Origin of the sequence: Methylobacterium sp. NMS14P, assembly GCF_028583545.1 — a bacterium.
GTDB lineage: Bacteria > Pseudomonadota > Alphaproteobacteria > Rhizobiales > Beijerinckiaceae > Methylobacterium.
The window spans coordinates 2015211-2030936 of the sequence record NZ_CP087106.1 but is presented as its reverse complement, the minus strand read 5'-3'; the positions used below and the strand labels follow the sequence as shown (position 1 = coordinate 2030936).

Below are 15726 nucleotides of genomic sequence, written 5' to 3'. Positions count from 1 at the left end.
CTCCGCGCGCATGGACGGCACTGTCGCAGCCATCACCCGAGAACGGCCGGGGTGCTCGGGTCGTCCTCAGCGCCCGAACAGACGACCGAGGCGGGCGAGGAACCCGGCCCCTTCCGCGGGCTTCGCACCGGGCGTCGTCGCCGGGGCGGCGTCCGCCTTGGGCGCCAGGACCAGCCCGAGGGCCGCCGTGTCGGTGGTCTCGCGGTCGATCAGGATCAGGCTGCCGGTCTCGCGGTTCTCCGCGTAGGCGTCGACCGCCACCGCCCGGTCGAGGCGCAGGGCCACGTCCGCGATGTCGTTCGCCGACAGGCGCTCGGCCGGGCCGGGCCTGCCGGTCTCGGGATCGATGCGCGAGACGATCCGCTCCACGGTCGCGGTGACCGTGGCGGTGCCGATCTTGGCGAACAGGCTGGCACCCGGGCTCAGATCGGTCTCGGCCGCCCAGAACAGGCGCGCGTCGAGGGTCTCGGTGACCCGCATCGGCGCGTCGGTGGCCACGATCACCTGCCCGCGGGAGGCGTCGATCTGGTCGGCGAGCACCAGGGTCACCGACTCGTCCTCGCCGGCCTCGGGCAGGTCGCCGTCGGCGGTGTAGATCCGCGCCACCGTGGAGGTCCGGCCGGAGGGCTGGACCGTCACCGGGTCGCCCGGCCGCACCCGGCCGCTGGCGATCCGGCCGCTGTAGCCGCGGAACTCGGAATTCGGCCGGTTGACCCACTGCACCGCCATCCGGAACGGCGCGTTGAGCGCCTCCGCGTGGACCGGCACGGTCTCGAGGTAGTGGAGCAGGGTGCCGCCCGTGTACCACGGCGCCGCGACACCCGCGTCCACGACGTTGTCGCCGTTCTTGGCCGAGAGCGGGATCGCCTTGACCTCGGCGAAGTTCAGCCCGCGGGCGAAGTCCGAGAACCCCGACACGATGCCGTCGAAGGTGCCCTGCGCCCAGCCGGCGAGGTCCATCTTGTTCACCGCCAGCACGACCCGGCGGATCCCGAGATTCGACACGAGCAGCGCGTGGCGCCGCGTCTGGCGGGTCAGGCCCTGGCGGGCATCGACCAGGATCACCGCCACGTCGGCCGTCGAGGCGCCGGTGGCCATGTTGCGGGTGTACTGCTCGTGGCCGGGGGTGTCGGCCACGATGAAGGAGCGCTTGTCGGTCGAGAAGAACCGGTAGGCGACGTCGATGGTGATGCCCTGCTCGCGCTCGGCCTGCAGGCCGTCGACGAGCAGCGCGAGGTCCACCTCCTGCCCCTGCGTGCCGTGCTTGCGCGAGTCGCGCTGGAGCGCCGAGATCTGGTCGTCGAAGATCTGCTTGGTGTCGTGCAGGAGCCGCCCGATCAGGGTCGACTTGCCGTCATCCACCGAGCCGCAGGCGATGAAGCGCAGCACCGCCTTGTTGCGGTGGGCGGTGAGGAAGGCCGCGTAGCCGGCCGCGCGGTCGCCGAAGGCGTTGGGGGCCTGGTGCAGCGTCATCAGAAATAGCCCTCCTGCTTCTTGCGCTCCATGGCGCCGGCCCCGTCCTTGTCGATCACCCGGCCCTGGCGCTCCGAGGTGCGGGCGGCGAGCGTCTCGCCGATGATCTCGGGGAGCGAGGCGGCGTCGCTCTCCACCGCGCCGGTGAGGGGGTAGCAGCCCAGCGTCCGGAAACGGACGAGGCGCTGCTGCGGGGTCTCGCCGGGCTCGAGCGGCAGCCGCTCGTCGTCGACCATGATGAGCTGGCCCTCGCGCTCGACCACCGGCCGCTCCTTGGCGAAGTAGAGCGGCACGATCGGAATGTTTTCCTGCTCGATGTAGAGCCAGATATCGAGCTCGGTCCAGTTCGACAGCGGGAAGACCCGCAGGGACTCGCCGCGCTTCTTCTTGAGATTGTAGAGGTGCCAGGGCTCGGCGCGCTGGCGCTTCGGGTCCCAGCGGTGCTGCGCGGTCCGGAGCGAGATGATCCGCTCCTTGGCGCGGCTCGCCTCCTCGTCGCGGCGGGCGCCCCCGAAGGCGGCGTCGAACTTGTGCTTGTCGAGCGCCTGCCGCAGGGCCTGTGTCTTCATCACATCTGTGTGAACCTCGGAGCCGTGGCTCACCGGTCCGACGCCGCGGGCGAGTCCATCCGGGTTGGTGTGGATCAGCAGGTCGAGGCCGAGTTCCTCCGCGCGGGCGTCGCGGAAGGCGATCATCTCGCGGAACTTCCAGGTCGTGTCGACGTGGAGCAGCGGGAACGGCAGCCGCCCGGGCGCGAAGGCCTTGAGGGCGAGGTGCAGCAGCACCGAGGAATCCTTGCCGATCGAGTAGAGCATCACTGGGTTCTCGGTCTCGGCGACCGTCTCCCGGAAGATGTGGATGCTCTCGGCCTCCAGCCGCTTGAGGTGGCTGAGGCGGTCGGCGGCGGTCGGTGCGGGCGCGGGGGCGCTCGGCTGCACGGCGGCGGCGAGGGCGGCGCTCATCGGGCGAACTCCGGCTGGCGGGCGGTCTGAGTCGGGGTGGTCTCGAAGGCGGCGGGCTCCTGACCCGGCTGCACCGACGCGAGCGGGCGTCCGACGTGCAGGCCGCACTCCTTCTTGTCTTCCTGCTCCCACCACCAGCGGCCGGCCCGCTCCGGCTCGCCGAGCTTCACGGCCCGGGTGCAGGGGGCGCAGCCGATCGACGGGAAGCCGCGATCGTGCAGGACGTTGTAGGGCACGAAGTTCTCGCGCACGAAGCTGTCGACCCGGTCGCGCGACCAGTCGGCCAGCGGGTTCAGCTTGATCAGGCCGCGCTCCGCGTCGAACGCGGCGAGCGGCGTCTCGGCGCGGTTGGCCGACTGGCCGGCCCGCAGCCCGGTGAGCCAGCCGCTCGCCCCGGCCAGCGCGCGGCCCAGCGGCTCGACCTTGCGGAAGCCGCAGCAGGCCTGCCGGGCGGCCACCGAGCGCCGGAAGCCGTTGATGCCCGCGTCGCGCACGAAATCCTCCGCGGCCGCGCGCTCGGGCGCGTAGGCGGTGATTCGGATGCCGTAGGCCGATTCGGTCTCGGTCCAGGTGTCGTAGGTCTCGGCGAAGAGGCGGCCGGTATCGAGGGTGACGATCTCGACGCGGCCCTTCGCGAGGCCCGCCATGGCCAGCGCGTGGGTGAGCGCCTGATCCTCGACCCCGAGGCTCGTCGTGAAGACGAGGCGGCCGGGGATCTCCGCGGCGATCAGGTGGAGGCGGCCTGGAAGGTCGAGCCCGGACAGTCGCTCCGCGAGGGAATCGGCCGTCTGTCGGTCCGGACGGGTCATCGCGCCATGTCCCGGGGTTCGCGTGGTGGAAAGGCCACGGCCCGCGCCGTGCCTGTTGTCGAACGGTCGAAATGTTCGCTATACCGAACGAAGTCAAGGCGCTCCGGCGCGCTTGGCCGGGTCCGACCCGCGGTTCGGCGTGCGGTTGCGCACAGCTTCCGGCGCGGGCAGCATGGGCCCGAGGTAAAAGATTATTCTCACCGGTACCGGTAGACACGTAGATGCGCTCGCGCCTCGCGCGCGGCGGAAGCCCACGGAGACAGCTTTGGACGCGATCGATCTGAAGATTCTCGCCCTGCTGCAGACGGACGCCACGCTCTCCATCGCGGCGATCGGCGAGCGCGTGGGCCTGTCGCAGACCCCGTGCTGGAAGCGCATCCAGAAGCTGGAGGCCGACGGGGTCATCGACCGCCGGGTGGCGGTGCTCGATCCGGTGAAGCTCGGCCTCGGGCTGACCGTGTTCGTCTCCATCGAGACGGCCGACCACTCCCAGGAGTGGCTGCAGCGCTTCGCCGCAACCGTCTCCGCCATGCCGGAGGTGCTCGAGTTCTACCGGATGGCCGGCGACGTGGACTACATGCTGCGGGTCGTCGTCGCCGACATGCAGGCCTATGACAGCTTCTACAAGCACCTCATCGCGGTGCTGCCGCTCAAGAACGTCACCTCCCGCTTCGCCATGGAGAAGGTGAAGTCCACCACGGCCCTGCCGCTGCCGGCGCCGCCCAAGAACGGGCGGCACCTGCCGGGGACCGCGCCGGTCCTCGCCGTGGTCGGAGAATGAAGTTCTCTTTTTTCGCAGCGCAGCGAACGTGATGTCCTAAACTCCGCCCGTTCTGCAAAACGAACGTTTCTCGATTGACACCGGCCGCGCCGGCCCCGACATGGTCCCGTGATGTCCCGCCAGAATCTCCTCCCGCGCACCGCCCCGTTCGGGGACGGCGAGCGCGCCAGCCTCGACGCGGTGCTCGGTGCCGCGAGCCCCACGCAGCGCGCGTGGCTCGCCGGCTTCCTGGCCGGGCTCGACGCCGCGGGCGGCCAGCCCGCCGCGGTCCCGGCCGCCCCGCCCAAGGCCGCCGCGCCGCTGACGGTGATCTACGCCAGCGAGTCGGGGAACTCCGAGGCGCTCGCCGGCAGCGTCGCCAAGCTCGCGCGCAAGCAGGGCTTCAAGCCGAAGGTCGTGGACTTCTCCGACCTCGACGTCGCGACCCTGCCCAAGGCCGGCAAGCTGATCGCCATCGCGGCCACCTGGGGCGAGGGCGAGCCGCCGGCCCGGGCCGTGCGGGCCTACGGCGAGCTGATGGGGGAGGGCGCCCCGCGCCTCGACGGCGTCGAGTTCGCGGTGCTGTCGCTCGGCGACACCTCCTACGCGGAGTTCTGCGCCATCGGGAAGGCGCTCGACGCGCGCCTCGAGGCGCTGGGCGCCAAGCGCGCCGCCGAGCGCGCCGACCTCGACCTCGACTTCGAGAAGCCGGCCGCCGACTGGATCAAGGGCGCGCTGAAGGCGCTCGCCCCGGCGGAGCAGCCCGACAACGTCGTGGCGGTGGACTTCGCCCGCGCCGGGTCCGGCGAGGACGACGACGCCGAGCCGAGCCGCGAGCCCGCGGTGGTCGAGGTCGTCGAGCACGTGAACCTCAACTCCTCGCGCTCCGACAAGGAGACGATCCACTTGGCGCTGGCCTTCGAGGACGGCGCGCCGGCCTACGAGCCGGGCGATTCGCTGGAGATCTTCCCCGAGAACGACCCGCAGCTGGTGGACGAGATCCTCAACGCCGCCGGGCTCCCGGGCGACGAGGCCCTGCGCGCGGCGCTGCTCGCCGAGCGGGACATCACCACGCTGTCGGCCGCCACGATCGAGCGGTTCGTGAAGGCCACCGGCCACGCGGACGCGCAGACGCTGATCGACAGCGGCGCGGCCAAGGCCTGGATCGAGGGCCGGCACCTGATCGACCTGCTAGAGACCTACCCGGCGAAGCTGACGGCCGAGCATATCGGCACCATCACCCGGCCGCTGCCGCCGCGGGCCTACTCGATCGCCTCCTCCCGCAAGGAGGTGGGCGACGAGGTCCACCTCGCCATCGCGGCGGTGCGCTACGAGACCCACGGCCGCGCCCGCTCGGGGGTCGCCTCGGTCCACGTCGCCGACCGCATCCGCGACGGCGCCAAGCTGCGGGTGCGGCTGAAGCCGAACCGCCACTTCCGCCTGCCGCAGGATCCGGCCACCGACATCATCATGGTCGGGCCGGGCACCGGCGTCGCGCCGTTCCGCGCCTTCGTGCAGGAGCGCCGGGCTGTCGAGGCCCCCGGGCGGTCGTGGCTGTTCTTCGGCGACCGGCACTTCACCCACGACTTCCTGTACCAGCTCGAGTGGCAGGACGCCCTGGAGGACGGGTCGCTCACGAAGATCGACGTCGCCTTCTCGCGGGACCAGCCGGAGAAGGTCTACGTGCAGGACCGGATCACCCAGCACGCGCGGGAGCTGGTCTCCTGGCTGGACGGGGGGGCGCACCTCTACGTCTGCGGCGACGCGAAGAACATGGCCAAGGACGTGCGCGCCGCCGTGGTGGGAGCGTACCAGACCGCGAAGGGCCTCAGCGCCGCCGACGCCGAGGCGCAGGTCGCGGCTCTGGAGCGCGGCCACCGCTACCAGCAGGACGTTTACTGACGGACCGGCCTTCCGAGGCCGCAGGATCGATTGCAGCGGAGCAGGACGGGGCGCGGGACCCCTCTCCCGGGCGGGAGAGGGACAGGGTGAGGGATCCAGGTCTTTCCGGAGAGGGCGCATCCCTCACCCCGACCCTCTCCCGCACGGGAGAGGGGGACCGTCGCGGATCCCGCCCCTCCCGTGAACCGGCACGCGTTCCGCCCGGCACCCACCCCTGACGCGCGGGGTGGCAGACGCGCTCAGACAGACGGATTCACCCCATGGACGACCACAGCCCCCGCGACGCCGCCGAGACCCCGGCCCCCGGCCCGACCGCCACGCCGGCCAAGCGCGTCTACGAGACCCCGCCGACCGCGCGCCCGATCACGGACGCCGAGGCCGCGCGCGCGGAGAAACTCGCCGCGAACGAGCACATCAAGATCGCCAGCGGCTACCTCCGCGGCACCCTGGCGGACGGGCTCCTGAAGCACGCCACCGGGGCGATCTCGGAGGATGACGGGCAGCTCGTGAAGTTCCACGGGATGTACCTGCAGGACGACCGCGACCTGCGCCCCGAGCGGACCAAGAAGAAGCTCGACAAGGCCTACAGCTTCATGATCCGCCTGCGCATCGCCGGCGGCGTCATCACCCCGAAGCAGTGGCTGATCCTCGACGACATCGCCCGGACCTACGCGGGCGGCGCGCTGCGCGCGACCACGCGCCAGACCTTCCAGTACCACGGCGTGATCAAGTCGAACCTGAAGCGCACGATGGCCGCCATCGACGGCGCGCTGCTCGACACGATCGCGGCCTGCGGCGACGTCAACCGCAACGTCATGGCGGCGACGAACCCGGCCCAGACCGGCGCCCACAAGGCCGCCTACCAGCTCGCCAAGGACATCTCCGACTCGCTGCTGCCGAAGACCAGCGCGTGGCGCGAGATCTGGCTCGACGGCGAGCGCGTGGTCGGCGGCGAGGACGCGGCCGAGGTCGAGCCGGTCTACGGCCGCACCTACCTGCCGCGGAAGTTCAAGACCGTCGTGGCGGTGCCGCCCTCCAACGAGGTCGACATCTTCGCCCACGACCTCGGCTTCATCGCGATCCTCGACAAGAAGAACCAGGTCACCGGCTGGAACGTCACGGTGGGCGGCGGCATGGGCATGACCCACGGCGAGCCCGACACCTTCCCGCGCACCGCCGACGTGATGGGCTTCGTGAAGCCCGAGGACGCCCTGAAGGTCGCCGAGGCGGTGATGACCGTCCAGCGCGACTGGGGCAACCGCAAGAACCGCAAGAACGCCCGGCTGAAGTACACGATCGAGCGCTACGGGCTCGACGCCTTCCGGGCCGAGGTCGAGAAGCGCGTCGGCAAGAAGCTCGGCGCGCCCAAGCCCTACACCTTCACCGGCAACGGCGACCGCTACGGCTGGGTCGAGGGCGACGACGGCCGCCACCACCTGACGCTCTACGTGCCCTCGGGCCGGATCAAGGACATCGAGGGCGGCGCGCAGTTCCTCTCGGGGCTGCGCCGCATCGCCGAGGTTCACCAGGGCGATTTCCGCCTCACCGGCAACCAGAACGTCATCATCGCCAACGTCCCGGCCGAGAAGCGCGCCGAGATCGACGCGCTGGTCGACGAGTACGGCCTGACCCGGGGCGCCAGCGCGCTCCGGCGCAGCTCGCTCGCCTGCGTGGCCCTGCCGACCTGCGGCCTCGCGCTGGCCGAGAGCGAGCGCTACCTGCCGGACCTGATGACCGAGCTGGAGGAGAGCCTCGCGTCCCACGGGCTCGCCGAGGAGGAGATCACGATCCGCTCCACCGGCTGCCCGAACGGCTGCGCCCGGCCGTTCATCTCCGAGATCGGCTTGGTCGGCCGCGGCCCCGAGCGCTACCACCTCTACCTGGGCGCCGCCCATGACGGCTCGCGCCTGAGCAAGCTCTACCGGGAGGACGTGGCGGCCTCCGAGATCCGCGACACCCTCGACCCGCTCTTCGCCGACTACGCGAAGGGCCGGCAGCCGGGCGAGCATTTCGGCGACTACCTGATCCGCGCCGGCCACGTGGCCCGCACCACCAACGGCCCGGACTTCCACGAGCGGACCGGCGCCCTCAAGCCGGCCGCACTCGGCTGACGGCAGGCCGCGCGTCCGGGACGAGGCTCCCGGACGCGGCGGAACCGCGGGGCCGCGGCGGCAGGGAGCGGGGGCCCGGCGCGACACGCCTCCCGCGCACCGGTCCGGACGACCGCTCCGGCACACCCCGAACCGCCGTCGAAGACCCGGCCACGCTCCGCCCACAGCCCCCGACAAACCCCGCCACGGCAGCGGCCGCCGCGGTGACGCCCTGTACCATCGATGAGAATGAACGTTCATTGACATGAGAATGAACGTTCATTACAAGGGTGAGGCAAACAGGAGCGCGCGATGGCTCTCATCCTCGAAGGCCGCTGGTCCGATCTCGATGCCGAGCGCTTCGGCGCCCGCGGCCCGGGCGCGCTCGCCCACGTCCGCGCCGTCTGCACCCCCGCCAACCTGACCTTTGGCGCCGTCCTGGCCCTCGCCTGGCTGGCGCTGATCAACTGGACCGGCGCCGGCCCGGACGGCTGGCAGGCCCGGATCTGCGCGGACCTGCATCAGGGCCCGCAATCCTGCGCCGTCGCCAGCCTGGGCAAGGATCAGAGCCGCGTCGCCCCGGTCGCCCTCACGGCGCAGCCCGGGTCGTGACCGGCGCGGCGGACAGGGCGGCGGAGACCCGCGGCAACCCGTCCGCCCGGCGCGAGCACATCCTCGACGCCGCCGAGACCTGCTTCGCGCGCAACGGCTTCCATCGCACGACCATGCAGGACCTCGCCCGCGAGGCCGCGATGAGTCCGGGCAACTTCTACCGCTACTTCGAATCCAAGGAGGCCCTGGTCCTCGGGCTGGTGGAGCGCGAGCGCGAGCGCGGCACGCTCCTGGTCGCCGAGATGGAGGGCAGCGGCGACCCGCGCGGGACGTTGCTAGGCATCATCGCCCGCTACTTCGCGTCGATCACCCGCGAGGCCGCGACCCTGCGGGTGGAGATCTGGTCGGAATCGACCCGCAACCCGGACATCGCCGCCATGACGGCGCGGACCGAGGCGGAGAGCCGCGACTGGTTCGTGGCGACCCTGGCGGCGCTCGCCACCGCGCCGGGATGCGATCCGGCCGGGCTCTACGCCCTGCTCGCGCCGCTGATGAAGGGGATCGTCGTCGGCCGGGCCGCGCTGCCTGATTACGACGTCGCCGCGGCGATCGCCCAGCTCCACGCGCTCCTCGACGCCGGACTGGACGGCCGCCTGCCGACCCCGGCGCCCCCGGAGCGGCCCGCGGCCCGCTGATCCCGGCGACGCGCCGGCACAGCCGCCATCACCGATCGCGCGTCGGATCCGGCGCGCGGTACGCCGGCCGGTCCCCGATCCCCCCTCACGCGGGCCGGCCGGCCGTCCGTCCGGGCGATGCCGCGCGATCCCGCGCGATCCCGCGCGATGCCGCGAAGGACACGACGCCGCGAGTCGGCCTGCGTCCGGCGCTCGTCCGGGGCTGCAGCTGGTTGCGAAGCCCAGCATTGCACACGCAAAAGTTGGTATCTTTGAACGACTTCAAAGCATTGCCCCTCAAAGCGTGCCTTCCGCGCCACATCCGGGCAGAGGATGCGCGCGTCACCCGCCGCTTTCCCGATCGGCATTGAGAAAAGACGGCGTTTGCACTCTAGAAACGCCGCATCGCGTCGATACGTCGCTCTTGAGAACGATTTCAAATCATGCCCGCCGCCCGGATCGACGTCGTCGGTCGCATCAAATACTGCCGGTCGCGCCCGAATATCTGCAGCACTGGACTCGCAACGTCGCTCCTTCTGCTCGCGCCGACAGAGATCCGCGCGCAATCCGAGCCGGCCGCCGACGAGATCGTTCTCTCGGAACTCAGTGTTGCGGGCACGGGCCCCGTCAGCGAGCGGGCCGACGGTCCCGTCGTCGGCTACCGGGCGACGCGCTCGGCGACCGCCACGCGCACCGACACGCCCGTGCGCGACTCGCCGCAATCGATCAACGTCGTTTCCCGCTCGGTGATCACCGATCAGCAGGACCTGCGGCTGACCGATGCCGTGACCAACGTCAGCAACGTGGTTCTCGGCAGCACGGTGCAGGGACGGTCGCAGAACTACCTGATCCGCGGCTTCTCCACGCAGGTCTTCGCCGTCGACGGCGTGCTGGTCGACCCGGCCATCAACTTCTACCCGGTGACGCGCGACCTCGTGGATGCCGAGCGCGTCGAGGTGATCAAGGGGCCGGCCTCCGTGCTGTTCGGTCGGGGAGATCCCGGCGGCGTCATCAACATCGTGACCCGCCGACCGACCTTCGAGCCCACGGCCGAGGCGAGCGTGCAGGGCGGCAGCTTCGGTTTCCGGCGCTTCCAGGGCTCCGTGTCGAGCGCGCTGCCCGCCGTCGAGGGCCTCGCCGCGCGTCTCAGCTTCGCCGCCCAGGAGGATCCGACCTTCCGCAACTACGGTGGCGACACCAACCGGCGCGTCTTCGTGGCGCCGGCCTTCAGCTGGACGCCGAGTGCCGACACCCGGGTCTACGTGAACTCGGAATTCACCAACCAGCGCACCCAGTACGACGAGGGGCTGGTGGCCTTCCGCGGCCGCGTCCCCCTCGACAACATCAGCCGGTTCTACGGCGAGCCGTCCTCGCGCTACTTCGGCGAGTTCAACTCGATCACCATGCGGGCCGAGCACGACGTCAACGAGAACCTGACGCTCCGGCAGGTCATCGCCGGGCAATGGGGCACGTTCGACGTGTTCGCGGCCCGTGCCCTAGCGGTCAACAATGCCGGCACGCTGCTGACCCGGCGGGAGGCCACGGTCAACTCGCGCTTCGCCGCGGTCGACAGCCAGACCGAGGCCGTGATGAAGTTCGACACCTTCGGCTTCGCCCATACGGCGCTCCTCGGGTTCGAGTACTCGAACGGCTTCCGCCACGCCTTCTCCCAGCAGGGCAACCTCGCCCCAGTCAGCTTCCTCAACCCGATGTTCGGCGCGGCCTTCCAGCCGCTCCAGTTCCAGGCCGACCTGAAGCAGAAGCTGGAGGTGTTCGGGCTCTACGTCCAGGACCAGATCGTGCTGGCGCCGGGCTTGCAGCTCGTCGTCGGGGCCCGGTTCGATCTCGGCAGCCAGTACTATTTCAACCGCCAGCCGGCCTCGCGGACCCAGCCGCCCGAGCAGACCCTGTTCGGCGCCTCGCCGCGGGTCGGGCTGATCTACCGGCCGTTCGAGCCGCTGACCTTCTACGCGAGCTACGCCACGTCGTTCCTGCCGCAGACCGCCAGCGTGCTGAACGTGGCGAGCCCGCCGCCCAGCACGGGCGAGCAGGTCGAGGCCGGCACCCGGGTCGATCTCACGCCCGGCCTGACCCTGAGCGCGGCCGCCTTCCAGATCGTCCGGGACAACGTCGCGGCCACCGACCCGCGCAATCCCACCTTCTCGGTCATCACCGGCCAGCAGCGGTCGCGGGGTGTCGAGGCCGACCTGGCCGGCGAGATCCTGCCCGGCTGGAGCATCATCGGCAGTGTCGGCCTGATCGACGCGCGGATCACCAAGGACACGACCTTCGCGGTCGGCAACCGGCTCACCGGCGTGCCGGTGTTCAGCGGCAGCCTGTGGACGACCTACGCGTTCCAGGAAGGCCCGCTGCGCGGGCTCGGGCTCGGCTTCGGCGTCACCCATGTCGGCCGGCGCTACGGCGACCTCGACAACAGCTTCACCGTGGGCGCCTACAACCGGCTCGACGCGCTCGTGTACTACGATTTCGACGCCCACTGGCGCCTGTCGGTGAACATGCGCAACCTGACGAACGCGCGCTACATCGAGGCGCCGACCAACGCGACCAACAACACCCCCGGCGCGCCGTTCACGGTGCTGGCGACGATCACCGCCCGGCTCTGACGGGCGGGCCGCATCGCCCGGGCGGCCGGGCCGTCGCCCCGCCGGAGGCCGCCGTCAGGGGCTCGCCGTGCGGACGGCGCCCGCCGGCGCCCCGGCCGCGACGGTCCTGCGGCGGGCCCCGGCGCGGCGGCGCAGGACGTAGAGCGTCAGGCCAGTCGCCGCGAAGCCCGGCATAGCCAGTGCCGCGAGGCAGAACAGCAGCGCGACGAGGTCGCCGAAGAAGCGGCCGCGATGCACCTCCAGGACGTTGTCCAGGAGGCGCCGGCCCAGGGGCGCGTCGGCGGCCCGCTCGGAGGCCAGCAGGGCGCCGGTGGCGGGATCGTAGCGGGCCTCGTTGCGGGCGCTCGGCGCGTCGACGCCCTTCGGCAGCCAGCGGATGCGGATCGCCTTCGTGTCGGCGCCCGGCAGGGTCAGGACCGCCGTCCCGGCCTCCGCGCCGGTCCGCGCGCGGAAATCCGCCCAGGCGCGGTCGACGGCCGCGCCGTCGGCGGCGGGATCGGCCGGCTTTCCGGCGGCCCTGCGGCCGGCCGGCTTCGCGGCGTCCGGAGCGCCCGTGAGCAGCCGCGTCGCGCCGTCCTTGAACCACGGGTAGGACCACGTCAGGCCGCTGAGCGCGATGACCAGGTAGACCGGCAGGAGCCACGTCCCGACCACGGCGTGCAGCGACCACCAGCGCGGCCGGCCGGGCCGCGACAGGGCCGGCTTCAGCCAGATCCGCCAGCGGTGGATCCGGGGCCAGCGCAGGTAGAGGCCGGTCGCCAGGAAGGCCAGCAGCGCCAGGGTGCAGGCGCCCGTGACCGTGCGGCCCCAGCCCTTGGACCCGCCGGGCAGCAGCAGCCAGCGGTGCAGGTCCCGCACCGTCGTGAAGGCGCCCTCCAGCCGCACCGGGCCGAGCAGCGCGCCGTCGTAGGGGTCGGCGTAGGCGGCGGGCGGCCGCGCGCGGGTCTCGGGATCGCGGGCGAAGCGGACGTGGACGCTCGCGCGCGGATCGTCCGACAGGGTCAGCACGTTGGCGACGCGGCCGCCCGCCTGCGCGTCGATCCGCGCCGCCAGCGCCGCGGGGGGCAGCGCCGCCCGCCCGCCGGGCGCGACCTCGAGCCGGTCGCGGTTGGCGAAGGCGGTGACCGCCTCCTCGTAGCTCATCAGCGCCCCGGTCAGGCCCATCAGGGCGAGGACGAGGCCGGCGGTGAGGCCGAGCGCCCAGTGCAGGCGGAAGAGCAGGGTCCGGAGGGAGGGAATCGGCAGCGTCATGGCGATGCCGGCTGCCTAGCAGAGTCCGGCCACGCTGACGACGCGGCGGGACGCAACTCCGTCCCGCCGGTGAGTCTCAGGTGATCGGCGCGGGATTGAACAGGGTCAGGTTGTTGAACAGCCCCCACTGGTCCGACCAGGGGCGCTTGCGCCCGCTCGCGACGTCGAGGATCAGGTGGAACAGCTCCCAGCCGACCTCCTCGATCGTCGCCGCGCCGGTGGCGATGCGGCCGGCGTCGAGGTCGATCAGGTCGGACCAGCGCTCGGCCAGCTCCGTGCGGGTGGCGACCTTGATCACCGGCGCCTGGGCGAGCCCGTAGGGCGTGCCGCGGCCGGTGGAGAAGACCTGCAGGGTGATGCCCGAGGCGAGCTGCAGCGTGCCGCAGACGAAGTCGCTCGCCGGCGTCGCGGCGAAGATCAGGCCCTTCTCGCGGACGCGCTCGCCCGGCGCCAGGACCCCCGAGATCGCGCTCGTGCCGGACTTGGCGACCGAGCCCAGCGCCTTCTCGACGATGTTGTTGAGGCCGCCCTTCTTGTTGCCCGGCGACGGGTTGGCGCGGCGGTCGGCCTCGCCCTTGGCGAGGTAGGCGTCGTACCACGCCATCTCGCGGACCAGCGCCGCGGCGACCTCCGGGGACTTGGCGCGCGGGGTGAGCAGGTGGATCGCGTCGCGCACCTCCGTCACCTCCGAGAACATCACGGTGGCGCCGCAGCGGACCAGCAGGTCAGCCGCGAAGCCCAGCGCCGGGTTCGCGGTGACGCCCGAGAACGCGTCGCTGCCGCCGCATTGCAGGCCGACCACCAGCTCGGAGGCCGGGCAGGTCTCGCGGGTCCGGCGGTTCAGCACCTCCAGGCGGGCCTCCGCCATCGTCAGGATGCTGTCGATCATGGCCGAGAAGCCGCGGTGGCGCTCGTCCTGCAGCCGCACCACCCCGTCGCCCGCGGCGCCGTTGTCGGGCAGGAGCCGCTCCGAGACGAGCTTCTCGCAGCCGAGGCCGACGACCATGACCTCGCCGCCGAAATTCGGGTTCTGCGCGAGGCTCTGGAGCGTCCGGATCGGCACCACCGCCTCGGGGGCGTTGATGGCGACGCCGCAGCCGTAGGCGTGGGTCAGGCCGACCACGTCGTCGACGTTGGGGTAGCGCGGCAGCAGCTCCTGCTTGATCCGCCGGATCGCCACGTCGAGGGTGCCGGCGACGCACTGCACGCTGATCGAGATGGCCAGGATGTTCTTGGTGCCCACCGACCCGTCCGGGTTGCGGTAGCCCGCGAAGGTGTAGCCCTCGAGCGGGGGCAGGGGGGCCGGCACGCGGGAGGCCATCTCCAGGGCGTCGAGGGCGGGGGCGACCGGCGTCGCGACGCGGGATTCCTCCACCCAGGCGCCCCGCGGGATCGGTTGCGTCGCGATGCCCACCACCTCGCCGTAGCGGCGGACCTCGCCGCCCTCCGGGATGTCGGTGAGCGCCACCTTGTGGCCCTGCGGCACGAACTCGACGAGCTCCAGCCCGTCCGGGAACACGGTGCCGGCCGGCAGCCCGAAGGCGTTGACCACGATCGCGACGTTGTCGCTGTCGCTCAGGCGGATCGTGCGCGGCACGTCTCCGGCGGCCCCTCCGCCGGCCCCTCCGGGTCCCGCGCCGGCCAGGTGCGGGCGGGTCGGGGCTTCGATCTCGGCCTGCATCGGATGCTCCTTCCGTCTCGCGCCCGTCCGGGCTTCTGTCGGGCTCAGGCGGCGTCGCCGACCGCGTGGTTCGCCAGGGCCTCCAGGGCCTTCACCATGGCGGAGTGGTCCCAGGCCGCGCCGCCCTGGGCCACGCAGGCCGAGAACAGCTGCTGCGCCAGCGCCGTGGCGGGCAGGCTGAGGCCGAGCGTCCGGGCGTTGTCCAGGGCGAGGTTCAGGTCCTTCTGGTGCAGGCCGATGCGGAAGCCGGGATCGAAGGTCCGCTCGATCATCCGCGCGCCGTGCAGCTCCAGGATCCGCGACGTGGCGAGGCCGCCGGTGATCGCCTGCCGCACCTTGGCGGGGTCGGCGCCGGCCTTCGAGGCGAAGAGCAGCCCCTCGGCCACCGCCTCGATGGTCAGGGCGACGATGATCTGGTTGGCGACCTTGGCCACCTGCCCGGACCCGACCGGGCCGACATGCGTCACCGTCTTGCCCATCGCGGCGAACAGGGGCTCGGCGCGCGCGAAGGTCTCGGCCTCGCCGCCGACCATGATCGAGAGCGCGGCGTTCTTGGCCCCGACCTCGCCGCCGGAGACCGGCGCGTCGAGATAGGCGCCGCCCCGCTCGGCGATCCGGGCGGCGAAATCCTTGGTGGCCAGCGGCGCGATCGAGCTCATGTCGATCACGGTCTTGCCCGGGCTGAGCCCCTCGGCGACCCCGCCCGCCCCGAACAGGACCTGCTCCACGTCCGGGGTGTCGGGCAGCATCAGGATGATCGTGTCGGCGCGCTCGGCCACCTCGGCCGCGGTGGCGCAGGCGGTGCCGCCCGCCGCGAGAAGGGCTTCGGGCACGCTGCGCCGGCTCTTGAGGAACAGGCTGTGGCCCGCCGCGATCAGGTGTCCGGCCATGGGCGTGCCCATGATGCCGAGGCCGACGAATCCGATGTTCATGGGTGCGATCCCGGTT

Annotated in this window: 12 protein-coding genes; 6 read left to right on the top strand and 6 right to left on the bottom strand. The window is 72.0% G+C overall.

All coding sequences use genetic code 11. The features are described from left to right. Positions 1–66 precede the first annotated feature (66 nt). From cysN to LOK46_RS09400, 3 genes are read right to left on the bottom strand one after another with little or no spacing between them, the layout of a single operon-like run. Complete coding sequence (gene cysN, locus LOK46_RS09410; RefSeq protein ID WP_273563525.1) at positions 67–1473, bottom strand: sulfate adenylyltransferase subunit CysN; 1407 nt, start codon at positions 1471–1473, stop codon at positions 67–69. Further along, entirely contained in the window at positions 1473–2435 is a 963-nt protein-coding gene (gene cysD / locus LOK46_RS09405; protein ID WP_273563524.1) for a sulfate adenylyltransferase subunit CysD, read from the bottom strand. The genes cysN and cysD overlap by 1 nt, the downstream gene beginning before the upstream one ends. Next, on the bottom strand, positions 2432–3244 hold the full coding sequence (locus LOK46_RS09400; protein WP_273563523.1) for a phosphoadenylyl-sulfate reductase: 813 nt from the start codon (positions 3242–3244) through the stop codon (positions 2432–2434). The genes cysD and LOK46_RS09400 overlap by 4 nt, the downstream gene beginning before the upstream one ends. Positions 3245–3509: 265 nt before the next feature. Here LOK46_RS09400 and LOK46_RS09395 point away from each other — a divergent pair, with 265 nt between their 5' ends. The 6 genes from LOK46_RS09395 (at position 3510) to LOK46_RS09370 (ending at position 11846) form a co-directional block, all read left to right on the top strand. Next, entirely contained in the window at positions 3510–4025 is a 516-nt protein-coding gene (locus tag LOK46_RS09395; protein ID WP_010686224.1) for an Lrp/AsnC family transcriptional regulator, read from the top strand. Positions 4026–4136: 111 nt separating this feature from the next. Beyond that, positions 4137–5906, top strand: a complete 1770-nt coding sequence (locus tag LOK46_RS09390) for a diflavin oxidoreductase (RefSeq protein ID WP_273563522.1) — start codon at positions 4137–4139, stop codon at positions 5904–5906. 260 nt (positions 5907–6166) lie between these two features. Further along, entirely contained in the window at positions 6167–8017 is a 1851-nt protein-coding gene (locus LOK46_RS09385; RefSeq protein ID WP_273563521.1) for an NADPH-dependent assimilatory sulfite reductase hemoprotein subunit, read from the top strand. Positions 8018–8308: 291 nt separating this feature from the next. Continuing rightward, a complete protein-coding gene (locus LOK46_RS09380; RefSeq protein ID WP_273563520.1) occupies positions 8309–8608 on the top strand; it encodes a hypothetical protein in 300 nt (99 codons plus the stop codon). Then, a complete protein-coding gene (locus LOK46_RS09375; protein WP_273563519.1) occupies positions 8605–9243 on the top strand; it encodes a TetR/AcrR family transcriptional regulator in 639 nt (212 codons plus the stop codon). The genes LOK46_RS09380 and LOK46_RS09375 overlap by 4 nt, the downstream gene beginning before the upstream one ends. A gap of 422 nt (positions 9244–9665) precedes the next feature. Then, positions 9666–11846 carry a TonB-dependent siderophore receptor gene (locus LOK46_RS09370; RefSeq protein ID WP_273563518.1) on the top strand — a complete coding sequence of 727 codons (2181 nt, stop codon included), beginning with the start codon at positions 9666–9668 and terminating at the stop codon, positions 11844–11846. Between the two features lie 54 nt (positions 11847–11900). Here the strand turns inward: LOK46_RS09370 and LOK46_RS09365 are convergent, their stop codons facing one another. The 3 genes from LOK46_RS09365 to LOK46_RS09355 form a co-directional block, all read right to left on the bottom strand. Further along, positions 11901–13097, bottom strand: coding sequence for a PepSY-associated TM helix domain-containing protein (locus tag LOK46_RS09365; RefSeq protein WP_273563517.1), 1197 nt, complete (start codon positions 13095–13097; stop codon positions 11901–11903). Positions 13098–13173: 76 nt separating this feature from the next. Further along, on the bottom strand, positions 13174–14778 hold the full coding sequence (gene garD, locus LOK46_RS09360; RefSeq protein WP_273563516.1) for a galactarate dehydratase: 1605 nt from the start codon (positions 14776–14778) through the stop codon (positions 13174–13176). Between the two features lie 44 nt (positions 14779–14822). Next, the gene (locus LOK46_RS09355; protein ID WP_273563515.1) at positions 14823–15710 is read right to left on the bottom strand and encodes a 2-hydroxy-3-oxopropionate reductase; all 888 of its coding nucleotides are present in this window, start codon (positions 15708–15710) and stop codon (positions 14823–14825) included. Positions 15711–15726 lie beyond the last annotated feature (16 nt).